This is a genomic window from Aeromonas sp. Marseille-Q7275 (genome assembly GCF_965119515.1).
This window is the reverse complement of sequence record NZ_CBCPLW010000001.1, coordinates 395,481-416,646: the sequence shown is the minus strand read 5'-3', so window position 1 is coordinate 416,646 and position 21,166 is coordinate 395,481. Positions and strand designations below refer to the sequence as shown.

At 64.6% G+C, this 21,166-nt stretch carries 19 protein-coding genes and 1 pseudogene; 5 read left to right on the top strand and 15 right to left on the bottom strand.

The genetic code is table 11. The features are described from left to right. The first annotated feature begins 76 nt into the window (after window positions 1-76). Window positions 77-1,096, top strand: a complete 1,020-nt coding sequence (gene pgl / locus ACWPWQ_RS01895; RefSeq protein WP_454008873.1) for a 6-phosphogluconolactonase — start codon at window positions 77-79, stop codon at window positions 1,094-1,096. A 62-nt stretch (window positions 1,097-1,158) separates the two neighbouring features. Here the strand turns inward: pgl and ACWPWQ_RS01890 are convergent, their stop codons facing one another. The 4 genes from ACWPWQ_RS01890 to ACWPWQ_RS01875 form a co-directional block, all read right to left on the bottom strand. Further along, the gene (locus ACWPWQ_RS01890; RefSeq protein WP_342058194.1) at window positions 1,159-1,725 is read right to left on the bottom strand and encodes a lipid-binding SYLF domain-containing protein; all 567 of its coding nucleotides are present in this window, start codon (window positions 1,723-1,725) and stop codon (window positions 1,159-1,161) included. Between the two features lie 238 nt (window positions 1,726-1,963). After that, window positions 1,964-2,704: a dienelactone hydrolase family protein gene (locus tag ACWPWQ_RS01885; RefSeq protein WP_454008872.1), complete on the bottom strand. Its 741-nt coding sequence runs from the start codon at window positions 2,702-2,704 to the stop codon at window positions 1,964-1,966. Between the two features lie 380 nt (window positions 2,705-3,084). Continuing rightward, entirely contained in the window at window positions 3,085-4,323 is a 1,239-nt protein-coding gene (locus tag ACWPWQ_RS01880) for a uracil-xanthine permease family protein (protein ID WP_454008871.1), read from the bottom strand. Window positions 4,324-4,701: 378 nt separating this feature from the next. Beyond that, entirely contained in the window at window positions 4,702-6,411 is a 1,710-nt protein-coding gene (locus ACWPWQ_RS01875; RefSeq protein ID WP_454008870.1) for an NAD-dependent malic enzyme, read from the bottom strand. Window positions 6,412-6,661: 250 nt separating this feature from the next. Here ACWPWQ_RS01875 and mobA point away from each other — a divergent pair, with 250 nt between their 5' ends. The 3 genes and pseudogenes from mobA (at window position 6,662) to ACWPWQ_RS01860 (ending at window position 9,176) form a co-directional block, all read left to right on the top strand. Then, window positions 6,662-7,291, top strand: a complete 630-nt coding sequence (gene mobA, locus ACWPWQ_RS01870) for a molybdenum cofactor guanylyltransferase MobA (RefSeq protein WP_342058192.1) — start codon at window positions 6,662-6,664, stop codon at window positions 7,289-7,291. Beyond that, window positions 7,288-7,776, top strand: a pseudogene (gene mobB, locus ACWPWQ_RS01865) (molybdopterin-guanine dinucleotide biosynthesis protein B); the annotation flags it as partial. The gene mobA and the pseudogene mobB, both read left to right, overlap by 4 nt. A 323-nt stretch (window positions 7,777-8,099) precedes the next feature. Then, complete coding sequence (locus tag ACWPWQ_RS01860) at window positions 8,100-9,176, top strand: FUSC family protein (RefSeq protein ID WP_454008869.1); 1,077 nt, start codon at window positions 8,100-8,102, stop codon at window positions 9,174-9,176. A 71-nt stretch (window positions 9,177-9,247) separates the two neighbouring features. Here ACWPWQ_RS01860 and ACWPWQ_RS01855 read toward each other — a convergent pair whose 3' ends face one another. The 9 genes from ACWPWQ_RS01855 to ACWPWQ_RS01815 all read right to left on the bottom strand — a co-directional run bounded on the left by ACWPWQ_RS01855 (window position 9,248) and on the right by ACWPWQ_RS01815 (window position 16,524). Continuing rightward, a complete protein-coding gene (locus ACWPWQ_RS01855; RefSeq protein WP_454008904.1) occupies window positions 9,248-10,621 on the bottom strand; it encodes an HD-GYP domain-containing protein in 1,374 nt (457 codons plus the stop codon). Window positions 10,622-10,710: 89 nt separating this feature from the next. Beyond that, on the bottom strand, window positions 10,711-11,268 hold the full coding sequence (locus ACWPWQ_RS01850; RefSeq protein ID WP_265435435.1) for a DUF3332 domain-containing protein: 558 nt from the start codon (window positions 11,266-11,268) through the stop codon (window positions 10,711-10,713). 161 nt (window positions 11,269-11,429) lie between these two features. Beyond that, a complete protein-coding gene (locus ACWPWQ_RS01845) occupies window positions 11,430-12,725 on the bottom strand; it encodes a methyl-accepting chemotaxis protein (RefSeq protein ID WP_427232810.1) in 1,296 nt (431 codons plus the stop codon). 189 nt (window positions 12,726-12,914) lie between these two features. Continuing rightward, window positions 12,915-13,379, bottom strand: a complete 465-nt coding sequence (locus tag ACWPWQ_RS01840) for a GNAT family N-acetyltransferase (RefSeq protein WP_454008868.1) — start codon at window positions 13,377-13,379, stop codon at window positions 12,915-12,917. A 62-nt stretch (window positions 13,380-13,441) separates the two neighbouring features. After that, window positions 13,442-13,897, bottom strand: coding sequence for a DoxX family protein (locus ACWPWQ_RS01835; RefSeq protein WP_454008867.1), 456 nt, complete (start codon window positions 13,895-13,897; stop codon window positions 13,442-13,444). Continuing rightward, window positions 13,894-14,646: an HvfC/BufC family peptide modification chaperone gene (locus tag ACWPWQ_RS01830; protein ID WP_454008866.1), complete on the bottom strand. Its 753-nt coding sequence runs from the start codon at window positions 14,644-14,646 to the stop codon at window positions 13,894-13,896. The genes ACWPWQ_RS01835 and ACWPWQ_RS01830 overlap by 4 nt, the downstream gene beginning before the upstream one ends. Further along, window positions 14,639-15,481, bottom strand: coding sequence for an MNIO family bufferin maturase (bufB, locus tag ACWPWQ_RS01825; protein WP_454008865.1), 843 nt, complete (start codon window positions 15,479-15,481; stop codon window positions 14,639-14,641). Before bufB ends, ACWPWQ_RS01830 begins: the two co-directional genes overlap by 8 nt. 62 nt (window positions 15,482-15,543) lie before the next feature. Then, window positions 15,544-15,807 (bottom strand): BufA1 family periplasmic bufferin-type metallophore, encoded by a 264-nt coding sequence (locus ACWPWQ_RS01820; protein WP_005328858.1) that lies wholly within the window; start codon window positions 15,805-15,807, stop codon window positions 15,544-15,546. 357 nt (window positions 15,808-16,164) lie between these two features. Continuing rightward, a complete protein-coding gene (locus ACWPWQ_RS01815) occupies window positions 16,165-16,524 on the bottom strand; it encodes a hypothetical protein (protein ID WP_454008864.1) in 360 nt (119 codons plus the stop codon). 250 nt (window positions 16,525-16,774) lie between these two features. Between ACWPWQ_RS01815 and ACWPWQ_RS01810 the strand changes: the two genes are divergently transcribed. Continuing rightward, on the top strand, window positions 16,775-18,793 hold the full coding sequence (locus tag ACWPWQ_RS01810) for a BCCT family transporter (protein ID WP_454008863.1): 2,019 nt from the start codon (window positions 16,775-16,777) through the stop codon (window positions 18,791-18,793). 713 nt (window positions 18,794-19,506) lie between these two features. On the opposite strand, the gene ACWPWQ_RS01805 is transcribed toward ACWPWQ_RS01810, so the two are convergent. Both ACWPWQ_RS01805 and ACWPWQ_RS01800 read right to left on the bottom strand, forming a co-directional pair. Next, window positions 19,507-20,457, bottom strand: coding sequence for a transposase (locus tag ACWPWQ_RS01805; RefSeq protein WP_454008862.1), 951 nt, complete (start codon window positions 20,455-20,457; stop codon window positions 19,507-19,509). 177 nt (window positions 20,458-20,634) lie between these two features. Further along, window positions 20,635-21,057 carry a YybH family protein gene (locus tag ACWPWQ_RS01800; RefSeq protein WP_454008861.1) on the bottom strand — a complete coding sequence of 141 codons (423 nt, stop codon included), beginning with the start codon at window positions 21,055-21,057 and terminating at the stop codon, window positions 20,635-20,637. Between the last annotated feature and the right edge of the window lie 109 nt (window positions 21,058-21,166).

Here is a 21,166-nt window from a genome sequence, read left to right as displayed (position 1 = left end):
CGATACCCTGCACAACTACTTGCCTGGCCTGGAGCAATCATCCGATGATGAGCGCCAGAGCATGAAGGAGATCACAATGCAGCAAGTCGTTTATGTCGCCAACCCGGTGAGCGGGTTGATCCATGTGTTTCGACTCGAGGATGGCGAGCTGGTCCCGCTGCAGGAGGTCCAGACCGGCGGCGAGGTGCAGCCCCTGGTCATCAGCCCGGACCAGCGCTGGCTCTATGCGGGGGTGCGCCCCGACTTTCGGGTGCTGAGCTACCCCATAGCCGCGGATGGCCGGCTCGGGACGCCCTGCTCGGCGCCGCTCGATGGCAGCGCCTCCCACACCTGCACCGATGATACCGGGCGCTTCTTCTTTGCCGCCTCCTACGCCTTCGACCACCTCAGCGTGTCGCCCATGGATGACGCAGGTCGGGTGCTGGCCCCCCACCAGCGCATCGACCGGCTGATGGCCGCCCACTCGGTGACCCTGCTGACAACCAGCCAGGGTCACCAGGAGCTGCTGGTCGCCTGCCTCAAGGAGGATGTCATCCGCCGCTTCACCCTGGGAGAGGATGGTCAGCTGAGCCCCCATCCCCTGGGTGACATCCACACGGCCCCCGGCGCCGGGCCCCGCCATCTGGCGCTGCACCCCACCAACGGCGATCTCTACTGCCTCAATGAGCTCGATGCCACCCTCAACCGCTACCACAGGGAGGCGGATGGTCGCATCGGCGCGCGGGAGAGCCTGGACATGCTGCCCGAGGGTTATCAGGGAGAGCGCTGGGGGGCCGACATCCACCTGACGCCGGATGGGCGCTTTCTCTACACCAGCGAGCGGGCCAGCAGCCTGCTCAGCCTGTTCGAGGTCGACCAGGGGAACGGCGCCCTGACCCTGCTGGGCCACTTCCCGACCGAAGCCTGCCCCCGCGGTTTTGCCATCGACCACAGCGGCCACTATCTGATCGCCACCGGGCAGAAGTCCCACAGCCTGGCCGTGCACCGTATCGCGGCGCAGACGGGCGAGCTCAGCCTCTCGTCCCGCCAACCCGTGGGGGAAGGGGCCATGTGGGTGAGGGTGCTGGCGCTGGACAAGCCCGCCTGGCAGGTCTGAAGCCGCAGAAATGCGCGCGGCGCTCTGATGAGCGCCGCGCAGTGAACACTTGTGTCTGGGCCTTATCTGCTGCCGTTGAGCTCATCGTCCGGCCAGTACTTGTAACCCTGCATGGTGGCCTGCGCCGCCAGCCCCTGCTCGGTGAGCTGGTACATCTTCACCTTCTGGAAGTCGGCATTGGCCGCCTCGCTGACCACCACCTTGCCATCGTCCGCCGACTTGGCGGCCAGATCCGCCTGGGCGCTGGCATCGAACCCTGTGGTGATGAATCTGTCCAGGGCGGCGGCATCGTTGAAGATGATCACGGCCTGGAATTTCTTGATCCCCATGCCGATCCCCATGCCGGCGGTCGCCATCTTCATGTAGGTGTCGCGACCGGTGCGGTTGTCGCGAAGCACCCCATAGCCACTGCCGGCACTCAGTACCAGCAGGTTGTTGTTCACATTGGTGAAGACGGCATAACCCTTGGATCTTGCCACCTCCTGTCTGGTGCTCCCATCCTGAGCATACAGGGTGGAGAGAGTCTGCTGGCGCATCTGCTGAATGTGGTTGCGTTGCTCGGCGGGGGTATCCCCCTTGGCACAGCCAACCAGCAGCAGAACGGCCAGTATATGAATCCATAGACGCATGTCATTACTCCTTCGTGTCTCATGTGCGGGGGGCTGAGGGGGCCTCCCGATCCGGAACCGGATCAGAGGCCATCCGACCCGCTATCAGCTCCGGTACCCCGGGGCGCTGGCCAGATACAAGCCCCTCTTCGCGTCAGTATAACCAGCGCCACTGAACTTCTGCTGACCCGGCAAGCAGTGGGGCCCCGCCACTCGTGGCTTTCGGTGGCAAGATCCCGCTGCGCCGCCAAAGGCTGCCCTACCCCTTGGTCACCTCGCCGAGAAACTCGGTGAAGCGCCGCCAGGACTTGGCATCGGCATCGGCGCGGTAATTGTCCGAGCCAAAGACGCTGAAGGCATGGGGGGCGCCACTGTAGCTGGTCGCCTCGTGCTTCACCCCGGCGCTCTCCAGCTCGGTGATGAGGGCCGCGAACTGGCCAAGAGAGACCGCCTGATCCGCGCTGCCATGCTGGATCAGCAGACTGGCCCTGGTCTGCTCGTAGTTCTGACCGGCCGGGGTCTCAAGCCCCCCGTGCACGCTGACGATCCCCTTGAGGCTGGCGCCGCTGCGGGCCAGCTCCAGCACGGCGGCGCCGCCAAAGCAGTAGCCCATCGCCACCGCATTGTCGAGCCGGCCGCCCTGCCTGCCCGCCTCGGCGAGCCCTGCCTGCAACAGCTTGCGCATCCTGGCCCTGTCCTGATAGAGCGCCCCGGTGAGGCGCTTGCGCTCTTCCACGGCGGTCGGTCTGATACCTGCCCCGAACAAGTCCACCGCGAACACGCTGTAACCGAGGGCCACCAGCATCTCGGCCCGCTTCACCTCGTAGTCCGTCAACCCATCCCAGTCGTGCACCAGCACCACCAAAGGCGCCTGCTTGTCGGCGGCGGCCAGGTAATAGCCTTCGAAGGGTTGACCGTCGACCTGGTAGCGCACCGCACCAGCCTGGGCCGCGCCCCCCCAGATAATCCCCAGCAGGGCCAGGATCCATCTCGTCTTCATGTTCGTCTCCTTGACTGTGAACAACGCCCCTGATTGTAGTCGCCAGGCCGACCCCCGATGGGTCAAGGCGCTCGCGGTGGGAGGCTACAAAAGCAAGAGGCCACCCAGGGGTGGCCACCTGTCATTGGCATGGTGCGCCCAGGATCACTCCTTGGCCGGCCCCATGGCACCCTCTTCACAGTGCCGGGGCAGGATGAGGTTCAGCAGAAAGAGAGAGGCCACCCAGGGGTGGCCTCTTGTCATCGGCATGGTGCGCCCAGGATCACTCCCTGGCCGACTCCATGGCCCCCTCGTCGCAGTGCTGGGGAAGGATGAGGTTCAGCAGAAAGAGAGAGGCCACCCAGGGGTGGCCTCTTGTCATCGGCATGGTGCGCCCAGGATCAGTCCTTGGCCGACTCCATGGCACCCTCTTCGGAGTGCTGGGGCAGGATGAGGTTCAGCAGAATAGCGGCCACCGAGGCCAGGCCCACGCCCGCCAGGGCGAAGTCACCTATCTTCATCTCCAGTGCGCCCACACCCACTGTCAGGGTCACGGCGACGATGGCGATGTTGCGGGCCAGCCCCAGATCCACCTTGGACTCCACCAGCGTCTTGAGGCCGATGGCGGCGATGGATCCGAACAGCAGCAGCATAATGCCGCCCATCACCGGCATGGGGATGGAGGTGAGCAGGGCGTTGAACTTGCCGAAGAAGGCCAGAATGATGGCGAACACCGCGGCCCAGGTCATGGTGACCGGGTTGAAGTTGCGGGTGATCATCACGGCACCGGTCACTTCCGCATAGGTGGTGACGGGGGGACCACCGATGAAACCGGCGAAGCAGACACCGATGCCGTCACCGGCCAGGGTGCGGTGCAGGCCAGGATCCTTGGTGTAGTCCTTGCCGGTCACGCCGCCGATGGCCAGCACGCCGCCGATGTGCTCGATACAGGGGGCGATGGCCACCGGCAGCATGAAGAGGGCGGCGGCCCAGTTGATCTCCGGGCTCTCGAAGTGGGGCAGCGCCAGCCAGGGGGCGTTGATCATGCCATCGAAGCTCACCTGGCCCATCAGCACGGCGGCCACATAACCGGCGATGACGCCGGAGAGGATGGGGATGAGCTTGATCCAGCCCTTGCAGAACACGGCCGCAATCAGGGTCACCGCGAGCGAGATCCCCGCCAGGGTCAGCGCGGTGGCAGGGGCCACCACCTGCTCGGCCCCGGCACGGCCCATGGCCATGTTGCAGGCCACCTGGGCCACCGACAGGCCAATCACCATGATCACGGGACCAATCACCACAGGGGGCAGCAGCTTGTGCACCAGACCCATGCCGCGCACGCGAATGATGGCCGCCAGGATGAAGTACATGAAGCCGGCGGCAAACAGACCGAACATGGTGGAGGGCAGGCCCCAGGTCTGGGTGGCATAGATGATGGGGGCGATGAAGGCGAAGCTGGAGCCGAGGAAGATCGGGACCTGGCGACGGGTGCAGAGCTGGAACAGCAGGGTGCCTACACCGGCGCCAAGCAGGGCCATGGAGGGGTTCAATCCGGTGAGCAGGGGCACCAGAACCATGGCACCAAAGGCGACAAACAGAATTTGCAGCCCGGCGACGCTTTGCTTGACCAAGGAAAACATGGGTATCCTTAACTTTTTGATAACTGACAGGGATAATTGACACTTTTCAGTCATCACAAGACTTTTTCAAGGCATGGGATGCGCCATCTGGCGTCATTCGTTACCTTTCACTGCTTGGGGAGGGCATGAAACTGGCTTTTTAGGCGGGATTCGTTGCTACAAGCATCGAGTATGCGATTTTACGCACTTTTGTGGCCGACGCCAATCGTTTTTCTGGCCGAATGTGATGACAAGGCTTTCAGCCCGGGCCGCCATTCACCGCCTGCTGCGGGCGCAGGTTCGAAAAAGGGTGGTATCCGCCGCCCCTCGCCCCTGTGGTGGCCGGGAGCAAAAAAAAACGGGGTGGCAGTGCCACCCCGTCGCGATCCCTGTCCCGTGTCAGACCCGGCGATAGGGCAGATAGACAGGCTCCCACATGTGGCTCAGGATGTGCTGCTGCAGATCCTGGCCAATCAGCGGGTGGGAGGGGTCGCGGCGCACTATGTCCTTGAGCACCGCAGTCGCCACGTGTACCGAGATGTTGCGCAGCTCGCTGATCCTCGGGTAGACGGTGCCCCGGGCGAGATCCGCCTCATCCACGCACTCCGCCAGCGCGAAGGCCGCTGTGGTGAAGATGTCCGGGCTTATCTCGCGGATCTGGCTGACGATGGCGGCCAGCCCCACACCGGGGAAGATGAAGACGTTGTTGCCCTGGCCGATCCGGAACGTCTGGCCCTTATGCTGCACGTCCTTGAACGGGCTGCCGGTGGCGACGATGGCGCGGCCTTGGCTCCAGCGGAAGATGTCCTCCGGCAGCGCCTCGCAGTTGGCGGTGGGGTTGGAGAGGGGGAACACCATGGGGCGCTCGCAGTGGGCCAGCATCAGCTGGATATGCTCCTCCTGGAAGGCGCCACCGGCCCCGCTGGTGCCGAGCAGCACGCTGATGGGCACGTGGCGCAGCACCTCGGTCAGCCCCGCCTTGCCCTGCAGATCCCACTGGGCCAGCAGCAGGCCCGGCTTGGCGTAGCGGCGCTTGTATTCGTCCAGTCCCTCGCGGTTGTCGCACACCAGCCCCTGGGTATCCAGGATGTAGATGCGATCCCGCGCCGCCTGCGGGTCCAGTCCCTCGCGGATCATCCCCGCGCAGATCTGATCCGCCACCCCGACTCCGCCGGCCCCGGCCCCATAGACCAGGTAGTGCTGCTGACCCAGGGTCTCGCCCTTGGACTTGACGGCGCCTATGATGCCCGCCAGCACCACGGCCCCTGTGCCCTGGATGTCGTCGTTGAACGAGGGCAGCGTCTGCTGGTAGCGGGAGAGGTTGTTGAAGGCGTTGGACTTGCTGAAGTCCTCCCACTGCAACACGGCGTTGGGGAAGTGGCGCTTGACCCCGGCCACGAACTTGTCGATGAAGTCGTCGTACTCCTTGCCGCGAATGCGGCGATGGGGCTGCCCCAGGTACATGGGGTCGTCCAGCAGCGCCTGGTTGTCGGTGCCCACATCCAGCGCTATGGGAAGGCAGCAGGCGGGATGGATGCCAGCCCCCAGGGTATAGAGGGAGAGCTTGCCAATGGGGATGCCCATGCCCCCCACCCCCTGATCGCCGATGCCGAGGATCCCCTGGCTGTCGGTCACGACTATGATGCGCACCGCCTTGGCGTCCATGTGGCGGGCGAGGGAGCCCATGTCATCGACGTTCTTCGGGGTGATGTAGAGGCCGCGGGGCTTCTGGAAGCGGTGGCTGAATTCCTGGCACGCCTTGCCCACGGTCGGGGTATAGATGTAGGGAGTCATCTCCTCCACGTGGCGCGACAGCAGGGCGTAGAACAGGGTCTCGTTGCGATCCTGCAGGGCCCGCAGGTTCTGGTACTTCTCGATGTCGCTGCAGGCGCTCAGGAAGCCCTGATAGACCCGCTCCAGCTGGGCCTCGAAGGTCTGCACCTGGGGCGGCAGCAGGCCGTCGAGCTCGAAGTCGGCCCGCTCCTGTTCGGTGAAGGCGGTGCCCTTGTTGAGATTGCGATCGTTGAGCAGATCGGTGCCTGTCAGTGCAACGGGGCGAAAGTCCTCTCCCTGTGCGTCTTTCCACAGCAGATATTGTCCGGTAGCCATAGTCATTCTCTTTGATTTACATGAAGTTGCCATTCGGCAGGAGAGCAAGACTCAGATTGCAGGGATCATATGACGTTTGGGGATTCGGTTTTGTGAGCTTGGGCATACCCTGCGGCCAAAGCCCCCTCTCCTGCCGGACTCATGGCCGCCGGGCTTGCCCCGGCGGGGCGCTTGGCGCAAGATCGGCAGACATTCGATGCCGCCAGCACCCTGCTGCGCGGCATGCCACCCTAGAGACCCCAGGAGCCCCATGAGCCGCAGCGACCTCCCCTTCCCCGTCTCCGCCGTGATCCTGGCCGGCGGCCGTGCCACCCGCATGGGGGGCGACGACAAGGGCTGGGTGCCCCTGGCGGGCAAGCCCCTGATAGTCCATGTGCTGGAGCGTCTGCGCCCCCAGGTGGACGAGGTGCTGATCAACGCCAACCGCAGCGAGGAGCGCTACCGGGCGCTGGCCCCCGTCATCGGCGACGCGCAGGCCGACTTCCAGGGGCCGCTCGCTGGCATGCAGGCTGGCCTTGCCGCCGCCCGCCACGACTGGGTGCTGTTCGTGCCCTGCGACGGCCCCGCCCTGCCCCGTGATCTGATGGCCCGCTTTCGCGCCGCCATGACGGCGCAGAGCGAGCTGGTGGTGGCCCACGACGGCCAGCATCTGCAACCCGTGGTCGCCCTGCTCCATCGCGCCCTGCTCCCCTCACTGCAACTGGCCCTAGCAGAGGGAGAGCGCAAGACCGGGGCCTGGTTTGCCCGCCACCGGATGACGGTGGTGCCCTTTGCCGACCAGCCCGATGCCTTCGTCAACCTCAACAGCCCGGCCGAGCTCGCCGCCTACGAGGCGAGCCTGCCGCATCAGGAGCCGCTGGCGGGGGGCGTGCGACCATGAGCGCCCCAGGGCCCCTGCTCGGCTTCGTCGCCTGGAGCGGCACCGGCAAGACCACCCTGCTGGAGCGCCTCATTCCCCTGCTCGGCCAGCGCGGCCTGCGGCTCGGGGTGCTCAAGCATACCCATCACCACTTCGACATGGACAAGCCGGGCAAGGACAGCCATCGCCTGCGCCAGGCCGGTGCCCGCCAGGTGATGGCGGCCTCCTCCCTGCGCCACGCCCTGATCTGCGAGACCCCGGAGCAAGAGCCCTCCCTGGAGGCGCTGCTGGCCCGCTTCGACTGGGCGCAGCTCGATCTGCTGCTGGTCGAGGGGTTCAAGCATCGCCATTTTCCCAAGATAGAGCTCCATCGCCGCGCCCTCGGCAGACCCCTGCTGTTCCCGGAGGACCCGGACATAGTGGCGCTCATCAGCGATGCGCCCGAGGCAACGACCCTGCCCCAGTTTCGTTTCGAGGCCCTGGACGCCATCGCAGACTTCATCTGCGCCCGGCTGCCCCGGGATGCCAGCAGCCAGCCCAGCTTGCCGCCGCTGCAGCTGCTCGCCCTGGCCCTGGAGGCCATGCCCAATCCGGCGGGGGAGGCTTGCCTGCCCGGCCACCTCAGCCAGGATGCCAACGGCTGCTTGCAGGTGCGCCCGGCAAGTGCTTTCATGCCTTCTGCCCTGCCCCCGGCCAACTGTGTGATCGAGTGCCCTGCCCGATCGGCCATCACCCAAGGTGAACGGGTCCGGATCCGCCTCTTGCCGTGATGGCGAGCGTCCGCCGGCACGGCAACACGAGATGATCAACCTGACATGAGACGACTCCCTTGCGCCTGAACACGCCGCTCTCCCGATTCGATCTGCTGATCTATGGTCGCTACCGCCTGGTCCACGGCCTGCGCATCGCCCTGGCCTTCACCCTCACCTTCCTGCTGACCCGGGAGCTCAAGCTGCCGGAGAGCACCTGGCCCCTCATCACCCTGGTGGTGGTGATGGGCCCCATCTCGTTCTGGGGCAACGTGCTCTCCCGGGCGCTGCAACGGGTGGTCGGCACCATCTTCGGTGCCGCCTGCGGGGTGGTGGCCCTCTATCTGGAGCTCTACTCCCTGCCGCTGATGCTGGTCTGGTGCAGCGCCATCATGTTCCTGTGCGGCTACCTGGCGCTCGGCAAGCGCCCCTATGTGGGGCTGCTCATCGGCATCACCCTGGGGGTCATAGTCGGCGGGGTGCCGGGAGACATAGAGACAGCGCTCTGGCGCAGCGGCGACGTCATCCTGGGGTCCATGCTGGCCCTGCTGTTTTGCAGCATCTACCCCCAGCGGGCCTATACCCACTGGCGGCTGCAGATGCACGACAGCCTGCAACAGGCGCAACGGATCTATCACACCCACCTCTCCCCCAATATCCTGGAGCGCCCCAGGCTGGCCCAAAGCCACGCCCGCCTGCTCACCAAGATAGTCAGCCTGCGCCCCCTGCTGGCGCCCGCCGTCAAGGAGACCCGTCTCAACAGCTCACTGTTCGAGGCCGTCCAGACCACGATGCGCAACACCTTCTGCACCCTGGAGATGCTGGCCAACACCTACTGGCGGGATCGCCAGAGCCACTTCCTGATGCAGAGCCACCCCGGGCTGCGCGCCTGCCAGCAGGCCACGGAGGCGGTGATCATCCAGCTCGCCCTCATGCTCAAGAGCGGCGACAGCAGCGCCGCCGAGCAGGCCATCGCCCGATTGCAGGCGGCGGCCGCCGAGGTGCAGGCCGAGGTGCGCCCGGGGACCGACGACGAGGCCACCATCAGCGGCTACCTCTGGCTCAACCTGCAGCTCACCGAGCAGATAGCCCACCTCCACCGCCTGCTGGGACTGGTGATGAACCCGCCCCGCAGCCAGGGCAGCAAGGCGGGCTAACAGAACGCCCCGCAATGGGGGCGTTCTGTCTTTGGTCTCCCGCCACTCGGGCCATGATGGCGCCGTCGGCCTTAGCCGGCCTGCGCCAGGGGTTGTTCCGGCGTGAGGTAGAGGGAGAAGTCCCGGATCCCCGCCTGAAGGGCGGCGAAACAGTCGGGATCGATGGCGCTGCCCAGATGCTCGGCCATCATCTCCAGCGCCTGGGGCACAGGGATGGCGTCCCGATAGGGGCGCTTGGCGGTGATGGCGTCGAAGATGTCGGCGGTAGTGATGATGCGCGTCTCAAGGGAGATCTCCGCCCCCTTGAGTCCCTTGGGGTAGCCCTTGCCGTCGAGCCGCTCATGGTGGGCGCCGGCCACCTGGGCCAGCTCCTCGAAGGCGCCGATGCGGCTCAGGATCTCCTCGGTATAGGCGGCATGCAGCTGCACCGCCGCCCACTCCTGCCCATCGAGCTTGCCCGGCTTGTCGAGGATGGCGTTGCTCACCCCGAGCTTGCCCACGTCGTGAAGCAGGGCCCCCCGCTTGAGCCAGCGCCGTCTCGATGCAGACAAGCCCATCTGGGCGGCGAGAATGTCGGTGTAGAGCGCCACCCTGCCACTGTGACCCGCGGTATAGGGGCTCTTGGAGTCCACCACCTGGCCGAAGGCCGCGGCGATTTCGTCCAGATAATCTTCATCGAGCGCCACCTCCCCCTGACCTGCAGGGTGGTCGAAGACCCACCCGGTCAGCCTGGGATCCACCAGCCCCTGCCAGAACGCCTCGTCGGCCAGCGTCTCAAACTCGGCGACCAGGGCGGGATCAAACCAGCTGCCGCTGCGCTCGCGCAGCTCCCTGAGCGCCGCATCCGGCCCTGCGGCGGCATGAAACACATCCACCACCTGACAGAGCAGGGCGATGCGGGAGAAGAGCGGGATCGCCTCCCCCGCCAGCTGCAGCGGCCGCCCCTTGCCATTCCAGTGCTCATCGAGGGAGAGGATGCCGTTGGCCACCTCGTCACTGAAGCGCAGCTGGCGAGCGATGTCCGCCCCTCGGTGACAGCGGGTCTGGATCAGCTCGTTGGCTATCTGATCGCCGTTGCGAAAGATGTGGAACAGGCTGCGAAAACGGCCGAGCAGATCCGCCTGCAAGCCGGTGTGACCCAGCACGAAGTTGACCACCTCGGAGAGGGAGCCATCCACCAGCTTGAAGTCGCGCTTGAAGTGAAGATCGTCGGTGAGATAGAGCTCGCAGATGCGGGCGGCATTGCTGCTGCACCCCAGATCCTTGAGCAGCAGGGTGTAATAGAGGTCGTGGCGCTGCCGGGCATCCAGTCCCAGCCGCTCCCCCAGACGGGCACCTATCCAGCAGCAGCGGATGCAGTGTCCTCGTGGTTGACCCTCGGTCATGTCCAGGGCATGACTGAGGGAACCAATCAATTCAGCCAACCGCAATCCGGTCACCGCCATAGCCTGCTCTCCCTTAGACATAATGGCGATCTTGCCAGCCGCTTGTTTATACCCTTTTCAGATGGAAAAAGATCGGCTTTCTGAAGAAGTTACACCTCCACCTTGCCTGCCCCTGCCTTTTCGTCCAGCTGCTTGCGGGTCAGGGTCGAGACCAGCTTGTCGTCCAGGTAGATGTCCAGCAGCTCGCCGCGCATCTCCCCGCGCATCATGTCGCGATGGCCGTCGATGTAGTGGATCTCCATCTGGGCCGTGCGCTCGTCCGGGTAGCTCACCTTCACCTCGCGCACCCCTTGCGGCAGCATGGCGAGCGGCACCTTGTTGAGGGCCGGATCCAGATGCTGGTTGACCTTGATCACCGCATCCGCCTTGTGATCCACCAGGGCCGGGGACTTGCCGGTGATGGGGTTCTTGCCAGACCAGAATTCGATGGTGTTGAACACGAACAGATCCGCCGTCGCCGCCAGGCCATAGACGGGGGAGAGCAGGACGAAGACACCGGCACGGCCGTAGCGATTGTCCACCACGCTGAGGTTGCCCTTGGTCACCATGGAGGAGAGCCCCATCTGCCCCATGCAACCGCCGAGCCCCATGCTCGCCACCGTCCCCAGCAGCAGGGCCAGGGCCCTGCCTTTCTGTCGTACTGCCATTGTTCTCTACCCGCTCAATGAAAAATGAGGCGGCAGCCTAAACAAGGGGGCGGGGCGCCACAATTCACAAGGCCGGGGTGGTACAGCCAGGGTTCAGCTTGGTGGCTCGTTCGCTCACTCTTTTGGCGATCTCGCCAGAGGGTGTCGCAACCGCAGCTGGCTCAGATGGAGAGTGCCGAGACCGTCTGGGAGACCCGGCTCGCCTCCTGGTGGATGTCGTTCATCAGCTTGTCCACCTCGCTGATTTGCTGCTTGCCGAGTTCGGCGCTGCCCGCCACCCCGGCCATGTCGTCGGTCACCCTGGCGGTCAGCTCGCGGTTCTTCTGCACCACCTTGGCTATCTCGGCGGTGGAAAGTGAGGTGCGGGCCGCCAGCTGGCGTACTTCGTCGGCCACCACGGCAAAACCCCGTCCCTGCTCCCCCGCCCGCGCCGCCTCGATGGCTGCGTTCAGGGCCAGCAGATTGGTCTGATCGGCGATGGCGCTGATGGTCGAGACGATGGCCTCTATGCTCCTGGACTGCTCGTTGAGCTGGCCGACGAGGGCGATGGCCTGATCCACCTGGGTGGCGATGAGGGAAGAGGTATCGACCACGGCGCGCAGCAGCTCGGCCCCGGCCTCGGCGCTGCAGAGGGTCTCCTGCGCCGTGCTGTGGGCGAGGCGGGCCGCTTCCCGGGTGGCGTGGTTCTGCTCGATGCGGGCCGTGATGTCGCTGGCGAACTTGACGACCTTCACCACCTTGCCGCTCTGATCCCGGATCGGGTTGTAGGTGGCCTCCAGCCAGACGGCATCCCCCCGGCTGTTGTGGCGCATGAAGAGACCGGACTTGAACTGGCCACGGGCCAGCTCCTCCCAGAATCTGGGCTGCTCGCGCAGGAAGGCCTCGTCGCAGAAGATCCTGTGATGCTTGCCCGCAATCTCGTTCAGGCGATAGCCCATGGTGTCCAGGAAGTTGGCGTTGGCGCCGATGATCTCGCCGCTCGGGGTGAACTCTATCATGGCCCGGGAGCGGTCCAGCGCCTGGGAGAGCGCCTCCAGGTGTTGCAGCCGCTGATGCCGGGCCGTCACATCGCTGGCCAGCTTCACCACCCGGGTCACCCTGCCCTGGGTCTTCACCGGGAAATAGCTCGCCTCCAGCCAGCGGGTCTCCCCCTGCCTGTTCACCCGCTCGAAGGTGCCGGACTGCGCCTCCCCCTGGGCGAGGCGGCGCCAGAACTGCTGATAGTCGGTGGAGCCGGTCCAGCCTTCGGGGCAGAGCAGGCGGTGGTGGCGCCCCTGCAGCTCGCCCGCGCCATATCCCATCAGGCTCAGGAAGGGCTCGCTGACCTCCAGGATCTCCCCGTCCGGGCTGAAGATGATGGTCGCGGCACTGCCCTTGATCGCCTGGGCTAAGCCCTGCTCTTCCTCGAGCCGGGCCTGACAGGCCTGCAACTGCGCCTTGAGTTTGTGATTGAACATGACACTCCTACCTCGTTGACGATCCGGATCGGCACCACAGCCTCCCCCACTGACTGTATCGGCCCCGCGAGTCTCAAGATGAGTGGTCAGATGACCTTGGACCACGGGGCGCGCAGTGTAGAGAAAAGCAACGCCGCCGCCAAGAGCGCCAGTACGTAAAAGAATCGACTCAGGATCACTGCGCCTCGCTCAGGGCGCCGGGCACCACTCCAGGCAGGCCGGGTTGGAAACAAAACCGAGCCGCTCGTAGAGCGGACGCCCCTGATCGCTGGCGTGCAGCCACAGCTTGCCCAGTCGCTGTTCCCGGGCATGTGCCGCCATGGCATCGAGCAGGACGCTCGCCATGCCCCGCTTGCGCCAGGCCGGCCGGGTATACATGTTGAGCAGATAGGCCTCGCGCCCCGCCAGGTTGCCCGGATAGGGGGGCCGCACGAAGAGCGCCAGGGTGCCGCACGCCACCGCCTCCCCATCGACCTCCACCAGCCAGGAGCGGGCGCTGCCCTCTTCCTGCGCCCGGGTGAAATAGGTCAGCGTCGCCTGCCAGAGGGCGGGGTCCTCATCGGGCCGGGCAAGCTCCCCCACCTCGCAAAAGAGCGCCATGCGAAGACGCACCAGGGCGGGAATGTCGGCGGCCAGGGCCTCGCGAACCATCATCTGTCTCTCCTTGGGTGACATGACAAGAAGGGGCCCGCAGGCCCCTTCATCTGGCAGCCACGTTAATGGCCGCTGCGCCCCTTTGCAAGGCGCCAGCTGTCCCATGACAGGGGGCCTGCCCCCCACACCGCCAGGGTCAGCAGCATCCAGCCCCACAGCTGGTGATCGTGAAAGCCCCCCGCCCACAGGGTGGGATAGGAGATGACCGCCATGGCGTTGAAGCCAAACAGCAGCAAGGCGACCGGGCGGGTGAAGAGGCCCGCCAGCAGGAAGAGCGGCAGCAGCAGCTCGGTCGCGGTGCCCGCGTAGGCCGCCCACTGCCAGGGCAGCAGGGGCACCTGATACTCGAACTCGAACAGGTAGAGGGTGGAGTCCCAGGCCGTGAACTTGAGCCAGCCGGATCGCAGGAAGACGGCGGCGACCCAGAGCCTGGCCAGCAGCAGCAGGGCGCCGCTGCACCAGGGCAGGATGCGCTCGGCAAAGAGGCCAAGCGGCTTGGTGAGAGTCTGAGTTGTCATGGGGCAAGCTCCAGATCGACCAGCAGATCGAGGGTGATGAGGGGGGGCAGGTGCTCGGCCATGGCCGGCTCCCGGGCCAGCAGGCTGGCCAGCGGCCTGCCCTGCTGGCAGCCTTGCAGCAGGCGCCAGGCGGCGGCATCCAGGGGGATGGGCTCGACCCTGTGGCCGGGGCGTTTTTTCAGGGCCAGCCAGCAGGGGGCATCCAGCTCGCTGACCGTCTCCCCGCCGTGCAGGGCCATCTGCCAGAGCGCCAGCACCGGATGACGGCTCTCGAGCAGCAGCAGATCGCAGGCGGGATGCAGTACCAGTCGATCCCACTGGGCCTGGGCAAGGGCGGCGAGCCGCTCGGCGGGCCAGCGCCTGGACTCTGGCACCAGCAGGGAGGCACGCTCCAGCAGCCACTCGAAGCGGGCCAGCTCCCCGAGCCAGGGCAGAGCCCGGGTGGTGGGCAAGCCTTCGAGCCAGGCGCCAAAACCCTCCCCGTAGTCCATGACGCTCCCCTCCTCCAGGGGGGCGGTCAGCACTAACCCTCGCGCCGCCGCCTCAAAGAAGGTCTCACCGACCATGGCGCGCACCGCGGGATAGCTGCTGGCCAGCACCTCGGTGAGGCCGAGGATGAAGTTGTTGCGATAGATCTGCAGCAGGGCGTCGGGGGCAAAGCGCCCCGGCTGGATGCGCGCGAGGATGGCGTCATCCACCCCGAGCAGACCGCTCGCAAAGGAACGTTGCAGGGAGGCCAGCTCAGACATGGGCGGCCTCCCGGGAGGTTCGCTGCGCCGCGCTCAGTATGGCGTCGGCACGTCCGGCCTCTTCCAGCAGCACAGGCAAGGGGGGTATCTCCAGATCCCACTCGATCAGGGTGGGGATGGCGCAAAGCCCGCAGACCTGCCGATAGAGCGCCCACACCGGCTCGGCCACAGGGGCGCTGTGGGTGTCGATATAGAGGTGCCCCTGGGGCAACTCCTTGTCGGTAAACCCGGCCAGGTGGATCTCCCCGACCGTCCCGAGTTCGATGGTGGCCAGGTAGTCGGCGCAATCCAAGCCGTGATTGACGCTGCTGACATAAAGGTTGTTGAGATCGAGCAGGACGCCGCAGCCGCTGCGCCGCGCCAGCTCCGCCAGAAATTCAGCCTCCCCCATCTCCCCGGGCAGCTGCAGGTAGGAGGAGGGATTCTCGATGAGCAGTTGCCGGCCCAGGGCCTGCTGCACCCGCTCTATCTTGTCGCTCATGTGCGAGAGGGCCTCGCGGGTGTAGGGCATGGGCAGCAGATCGTTGAAATAGCGCCCGCCTATGCTGCCCCAACTCAGGTGCTCGGAGACCCGCACCGGCGAGATGGCCGCCACCAGGGCCGCCAGCTGGCGCAGGTGCGCTGGGTCGAGCGGGTCGGCGGAGCCAAGGGACATGCCGACCCCGTGCAGGCTGACGGGGTAGTGCCCGGCGAGCTCGGCCAGCACCTCGAAGCCCTTGCCGTGACATTCGAAGTAGTTTTCGCTGTGCACCTCGAGCCAGCCTACCCCGGGCAGGGTCTGGCGGATCTCGTCATAGTGGGGGGGGCGTAAACCTATACCGATCAAGGGGTTCATGGCGGGGCTCTCTCAAAAGATGAGGGCCATGATGTGGCGGGCGCCACACCATGGCACCGGGCTTACTTGGGTTGCAGCGACCCGCCAGCGAGCTTCTCGCACAGGCCCTTGGGCACCACCACGAAGGCATCCCCCTGGGCATCCATCTTGGCGGTACCGGCGCAGGAGCCGCCCTTGCTGGCGCAATCGTTCTTGCCCGCCTTGACCACGCCGTAGCACTTCTCCTTGTCGTCCGCCGCCATGACTGGCGCGGCGATGAACTGGGCACCCAGGGCCAGCAGACCCGTCATGGCAGAGGCAATGGCAGTACTCTTTTTCACGTTCATGTCCATATTCCTTATTGTCGTGAGTGGTGTCTCCGGCGCATCTCATCCGGTTACGTCCAATAGAACCGGACGAGGGGAGAAAAGATTTCCCCAAAATTGAAATAAACCTGAAAAAAAACCAACAGAACACCAATAACATATTGTTTTTAATGAATATAAATTTAATCAAAAAATAGGCGGATCGGTGCAACCATCCCTTATCAAGGTGCCTTGCGCCGCCCTTGCCAAGGGCGCCGGGATAACGCCCCCCTTGCTCCGCCACCGCACAGGCACCACAACAAGAGAGGGGCACATGGCCCCTCTCTTTTCCCAGACGAGCGCCTTCCCAAGGCGCTCGCTCACCCCTTGCTCCCGGGCTCAGGTGGTCTTGACACACTTTTGCACGAAGCTGTTCTTGGCCGCCCCGGCGAGCTTCTTGTCGGCGGCCGCCTTCTCGCACTGAGCCGTCTTGTCGGTGGCGGCGTCCGTCTTCACGCACTTCTGGATAAAGCTGTTCTTGGCCGCCCCGGCCAATTTCTTGTCGGCGGCCGCCTTCTCGCACTGGCTCGCCCTGGTGCTGGCCGAGGCATCCTTGACGCACTTGCCCACAAAGCTGGTCTTGGCGGCCCCCGCCAGCTTCTTCGCCGCCGCCTGGGCCTCGCACTCCTGCTGCGCCGCGCTGTGGGCCGTCCCCATACCGAACAAAAATACCGTCATCAGGATGGCAATGTATTTCATCTGGCAAACCCTCGTTGTTGATTTGATTGTGATTCTGGCGACAAAGGGACAAGGCTCAGCGCCCCTCTCCTTTCAGGTTGCACTATAGTCGCCCCGTTTGAAGACAACCAAGCCGCCCCCCCTGTGTTCCGCCAGAGGCGGGAGCGGGCGCACCTGGGGGGGAGTGACCAGAATGCCCGCTCTTTTAGTCTCTTTTGTGAACAATGGCCCTATAGTGTCTTGAGTCCCTCTACCCAAAGGTGCCCCATGAATGCTCCTCGCCCCCCCAGATGCACACTGTCACTGCCCATCTTCAATCCCGGGTCTGCTCTTCATCCTGGGGCTGCTGGCCGTCTGCTCCCTGGCGCCGGAGGCGGCCGCCCGCTTCTTTGGCAGCGGCCAGAGCTGGATAGCCGATCACTTCAGCTGGTTCTATGTGCTGGTGGTCGGCATGTTCCTGATCCTGCTGCTGGTGCTGGCCTTTAGCAGCTACGGCAACATCCGGCTCGGGCCGGACGACGCCAGGCCCGAGTTCAGCTTCACCTCCTGGCTCGCCATGCTGTTTGCCGCCGGCATGGGCATAGGGCTCATGTATTTCGGGGTGGGCGAGCCCATGACCCACTTCGTCTCCCCGCCCCAGGCGACCCCCCTGACCCCGGTTGCCGCTCGCGAGGCCATGGTCACCACCTTCTTCCACTGGGGCTTTCACGCCTGGGCCATCTACGCCATCGTCGGCCTGGTGCTGGCCTACTTCGGCTTTCGCTACAACCTGCCCCTGACCATACGCTCGGGCCTCTACCCCATCTTCAAGGAGAAGATCCACGGGCCGCTCGGCCACGCGGTGGACGTGTTCGCCCTGGTGGGCACCATCTTCGGTATCGCCACCACCCTCGGTTACGGGGTCTTGCAACTGTCGGCGGGGATCACCCGGCTCACTGGGATGGACACCTCGGGGGAGCTGTTCCGCTTCGGCCTCATCGGGGTCGTCATCGCCCTGGCCGGTCTGTCGGCGGTCACCGGGCTCGACAAGGGGGTCAAGCGCCTCTCCGAGCTGAACCTCTTCCTCGCCATAGTGCTGCTGCTGTTCGTACTGGTGGCCGGCCCCACCCAGTACCTGCTGGGGGCCCTGTCCGAGAACATAGGCAACTATGTCTCCTCCTTGAGCCAGCTCACCTTCCGCACCTTCACCTACAGCGAGACCCGCCAGGCGGGCTGGTTTGGCAACTGGACCCTGCTCTACTGGGCCTGGTGGATCTCCTGGTCCCCCTTCGTCGGCCTCTTCATCGCCCGCATCTCCCGCGGGCGCACCCTGCGCGAGTTCATCCTGGGCGTCTTGTTCGTGCCCACCGCCTTCAACCTGCTGTGGATGACGGTGTTCGGCAACGCGGCCATCTGGGCCAGCCAGCAGGAGGGGGGCCAGACCCTGATCGACTCGGTCGGCAACATAGACACCCTGCTGTTCAACTTCTTTGACCTCTTGCCGGGGGCCGACATCACCTCGGCGCTGGCGGTGATCCTCATCAGCGTCTTCTTCGTCACCTCCGCCGACTCGGGGGCCTTCGTCATCGACAACATCGCCACCCAGGGCAAGGAGGGCTCCCCCATCTGGCAGCGCCTGTTCTGGGCCCTGCTGCTCGGTGTCACCGCGGGCACCCTGATGAGCACGGGGGGGCTGGCGGCGCTACAATCCATGACGCTGATCGCCGCCCTGCCATTCGCCTTCATCATGGTGCTGCTCTGCCTCGGTCTGGTGCGCGGCCTGATTGCGGACAAGGAGCACTCGGCCAGACGCCTCTCCCCCGCCACCGACTTCTGGAACGGCAAGCAGTGGCGCACCCGCATGGATCACCTGCTGAGCCCCTCCACCGAGGAGGATGCCCGCCGCTTCCTGCGCGAGACAGCCCTGCCCGCCCTGACCGCCCTGTGCCGGGAGTTCGAGGCCCGCGGGCTCACCAGCCGGGTCGAGCAGGATGCGGATCAGTGCCACCTGCTGGTGCCTCAGGAGGGACGGCGGGACTTCTGCTACGGGGTGCGCATCGAGGCCCGCCCCGCCCCCGCCTTCAACCCCCTGGAGGCGACCCACAACCACGATCCCGAGGCCCGCATCTTCGAGCCCATCACCTTCTTCGCCGACGGCCGCGCCGGTTACGACATCCAGTACCTGACCCGGGACGAGCTGAGCGCCGACGTCTTGCGCCAGTACGAACGCTATCTGGTGCTAAGCCAGGACCAGGGGCAGGATCTGCTGAGCGGCGCCCCCGAACATACCCCGCCCGAAACCGGGGCCTGATGGCGCTGTCATGGGCAAACGGGTCGCGCCCTGGCACCCGACAGGTTTGCCGAGCAGGCGCCCTACCCGAGCAATAAAAATCCCCCATCAAGGGGGAATTTTATTGGCCGTCATCTGGCTAGTTGACGGAAACCCATGGGGCAGCCCACGGCACTCTCCATCTACTCAACCCGAAGCTGCAATTGTTGAGCTGGCGCAAAAAAGAAAAACCTGGGACACCCACCTTTCTGAGCCAGCCATTGCTTAGCTGGCTATCTCTCTCATCACACACAGCTCCCCCAAGAACCCGCTAGAGATCGGGTAAGCAAGCGATTTTTACTTGGCGGGCCGCGTGTTCAGACGTGGTAATGCCTGATACCACACAAATGCCAAGGGGGATAAAACGGGATCAAACGGATTAACAAGGTGGCTGATGGCATCGTCGCTAGCCGCGGTGCCAGGCAAACTGCTGGCAGTGGTCTTTGTCACCCACAACTCTGATGCCCTGGCGCCTGAACAGTGTCACTTGTTTCAACCAACGGGCACTGGAAGAAACCTGGGACACCCACCTTTCTGAGCCAGCCATTGCTTAGTTGGCTATATCTCTCATAGCTCCCCCAAGAGCCCGCTAGAGATCGGGTAAGCAAGCAATTTTTACGTGGCGGGCCGCGTGTTCAGACGTGGTAATGCCTGACACCACACAAATGCCAAGGGGGAAAACGGGATCAAACGGATTAACAAGGTGGCTGATGGCATCGTCGCTGGCCGCAGTGCCTGGCAAACTGCTGGCAGTGGTCTTTGTCACCCACCACTCTGATGCCCTGGCGCCTGAACAGTGTCACTTGTTTCAACCAACGGGCACCATCAAGGCCCAATCGCGCCAGAATGGGAGCCAGGTGAGCAGGTATATAACCCCGCTTGTCAGCTCTTATCGCGCGACCTGTCCAATCCACCAGCATTAGATAATCGGTAAAGGCATAAGGCAGGCCCTCCGGTTGGGCTTGGCTTGCGAATGGCAGCAATAAAGGTGGCAATGGCGCGTCTGGTTGCTCTCCCTCAAAGCGTTGCTTGATGCTGGTGTAATCGCTCTCCTCAGGTCGGTCAGCCAATGCCGCCCGTATCGGGTTGAGGTCAACGTAGGCCATGCAGGCCAACAGGGCTGGCTCGGTGAGCAGAGCCTGACTCTTGAAGCGTCCTTCCCAGAAATGGCCCTTGCAGCCATCTTCCCGATTCGCCTGCCGTGCCAGATTTTCATTGAGCAGCCGCACAAACCAGCTGATGGAATGAAGCCGCTCCCGCCACTGCCCTATCAGTTGTTGCACCACAGTCCGCTCGGGCTCAATCAGGGATTCCCCCTGATACCAGCGCCGTACCAATAGCGGCCACTGGAACAGTGCCGCCCAACGTTCGGCCACCTCCCGCTCGCTCCAACTTGCTGCGGTGTCGGGCTCCACTTTGAGCACCAGGTGATAGTGGTTGCTCATCACCGCATAAGCACAAATACCGATGGCAAACAGTCGCGACAGTTGGCCCAGCTTGTCGACCACCCATTGGCGACGATGCTCGTAACTCTGACCAGAATGGGCATCTTCCCCGCATAGAAAAGCTCGCCGCACGCAGCGGCTGACCACATGGTAGTAAGGCGTATCTTGCAGGCTGATTTGACGTGAACGGGCAATGGTCATGGCTCACCCCCTAGGCTGTGACCTCTCAAGCCAAGTACACGACTAAACCGCTGTCAAAAAGGTGGGTGTCCCGACTTACACTCCAGCCATTACCTGGCTGGCTATCTCTCATCACATGTCAAAAAGGTGGGTGTCCCGACTTACACGCCTTGGTTGCGCCGATCTTGTGGCACTGTGCTAGTCGGTAGCAGGCAGATCGCCATGCTGCTGCGCCGCCAGCAGGGATGTGCCGTAGGAGTTGTCCACTGTGCAGCGCCACTGCCCGCCGGGCTCTTTGCGAAACACATAGGTGGCGCGGCGGGTTTCATCAATCCAGCCCTCGCCGCCCGGGTAGCGCAGCCGGGTCTCCATGATCACCAGGGCGTTGTCGGCCCCCTCTATCACCTCCATGGCCCCCTGTGTCACCTCAAGGCGGCCGTCAAAGTACTCGGAGATGGCGGTGAAGGCGCGGCGGATGACAGGGATGCCACGCACCACCATGCCGGGCTTGACCACCAGGGCGGCGTCTTCGGCGTAGAAGGCCATCAGGGCGTCGAAGTCGCGCCGGGAGATGGCGGCGTCGCAGGTCTCGATCAAGGTGCGAAGGGGATGCTGGCTCATGTCGTGCTCCTTAGGATCTGCTCACGCTCTTATCGTGAACAGGTGCTTAATCCAATGCGGGTTTCCCGCCCTCTGCCAGACATAAAAAATCCCCCGCTCTCGTGATAAA

Bases quoted from the DNA above. Each gene is read 5' to 3' on its own strand.
- pgl (WP_454008873.1), top strand. From the start codon at position 77: ATGCAGCAAGTCGTTTATGTCGCCAACCCGGTGAGCGGGTTGATCCAT.
- ACWPWQ_RS01890 (WP_342058194.1), bottom strand. From the start codon at position 1,725: ATGCGTCTATGGATTCATATACTGGCCGTTCTGCTGCTGGTTGGCTGT.
- ACWPWQ_RS01885 (WP_454008872.1), bottom strand. From the start codon at position 2,704: ATGAAGACGAGATGGATCCTGGCCCTGCTGGGGATTATCTGGGGGGGC.
- ACWPWQ_RS01880 (WP_454008871.1), bottom strand. From the start codon at position 4,323: ATGTTTTCCTTGGTCAAGCAAAGCGTCGCCGGGCTGCAAATTCTGTTT.
- ACWPWQ_RS01875 (WP_454008870.1), bottom strand. From the start codon at position 6,411: ATGGCTACCGGACAATATCTGCTGTGGAAAGACGCACAGGGAGAGGAC.
- mobA (WP_342058192.1), top strand. From the start codon at position 6,662: ATGAGCCGCAGCGACCTCCCCTTCCCCGTCTCCGCCGTGATCCTGGCC.
- ACWPWQ_RS01855 (WP_454008904.1), bottom strand. From the start codon at position 10,621: ATGGCGGTGACCGGATTGCGGTTGGCTGAATTGATTGGTTCCCTCAGT.
- ACWPWQ_RS01850 (WP_265435435.1), bottom strand. From the start codon at position 11,268: ATGGCAGTACGACAGAAAGGCAGGGCCCTGGCCCTGCTGCTGGGGACG.
- ACWPWQ_RS01845 (WP_427232810.1), bottom strand. From the start codon at position 12,725: ATGTTCAATCACAAACTCAAGGCGCAGTTGCAGGCCTGTCAGGCCCGG.
- ACWPWQ_RS01840 (WP_454008868.1), bottom strand. From the start codon at position 13,379: ATGATGGTTCGCGAGGCCCTGGCCGCCGACATTCCCGCCCTGGTGCGT.
- ACWPWQ_RS01835 (WP_454008867.1), bottom strand. From the start codon at position 13,897: ATGACAACTCAGACTCTCACCAAGCCGCTTGGCCTCTTTGCCGAGCGC.
- ACWPWQ_RS01830 (WP_454008866.1), bottom strand. From the start codon at position 14,646: ATGTCTGAGCTGGCCTCCCTGCAACGTTCCTTTGCGAGCGGTCTGCTC.
- bufB (WP_454008865.1), bottom strand. From the start codon at position 15,481: ATGAACCCCTTGATCGGTATAGGTTTACGCCCCCCCCACTATGACGAG.
- ACWPWQ_RS01820 (WP_005328858.1), bottom strand. From the start codon at position 15,807: ATGAACGTGAAAAAGAGTACTGCCATTGCCTCTGCCATGACGGGTCTG.
- ACWPWQ_RS01815 (WP_454008864.1), bottom strand. From the start codon at position 16,524: ATGAAATACATTGCCATCCTGATGACGGTATTTTTGTTCGGTATGGGG.
- ACWPWQ_RS01810 (WP_454008863.1), top strand. From the start codon at position 16,775: ATGCTCCTCGCCCCCCCAGATGCACACTGTCACTGCCCATCTTCAATC.
- ACWPWQ_RS01805 (WP_454008862.1), bottom strand. From the start codon at position 20,457: ATGACCATTGCCCGTTCACGTCAAATCAGCCTGCAAGATACGCCTTAC.
- ACWPWQ_RS01800 (WP_454008861.1), bottom strand. From the start codon at position 21,057: ATGAGCCAGCATCCCCTTCGCACCTTGATCGAGACCTGCGACGCCGCC.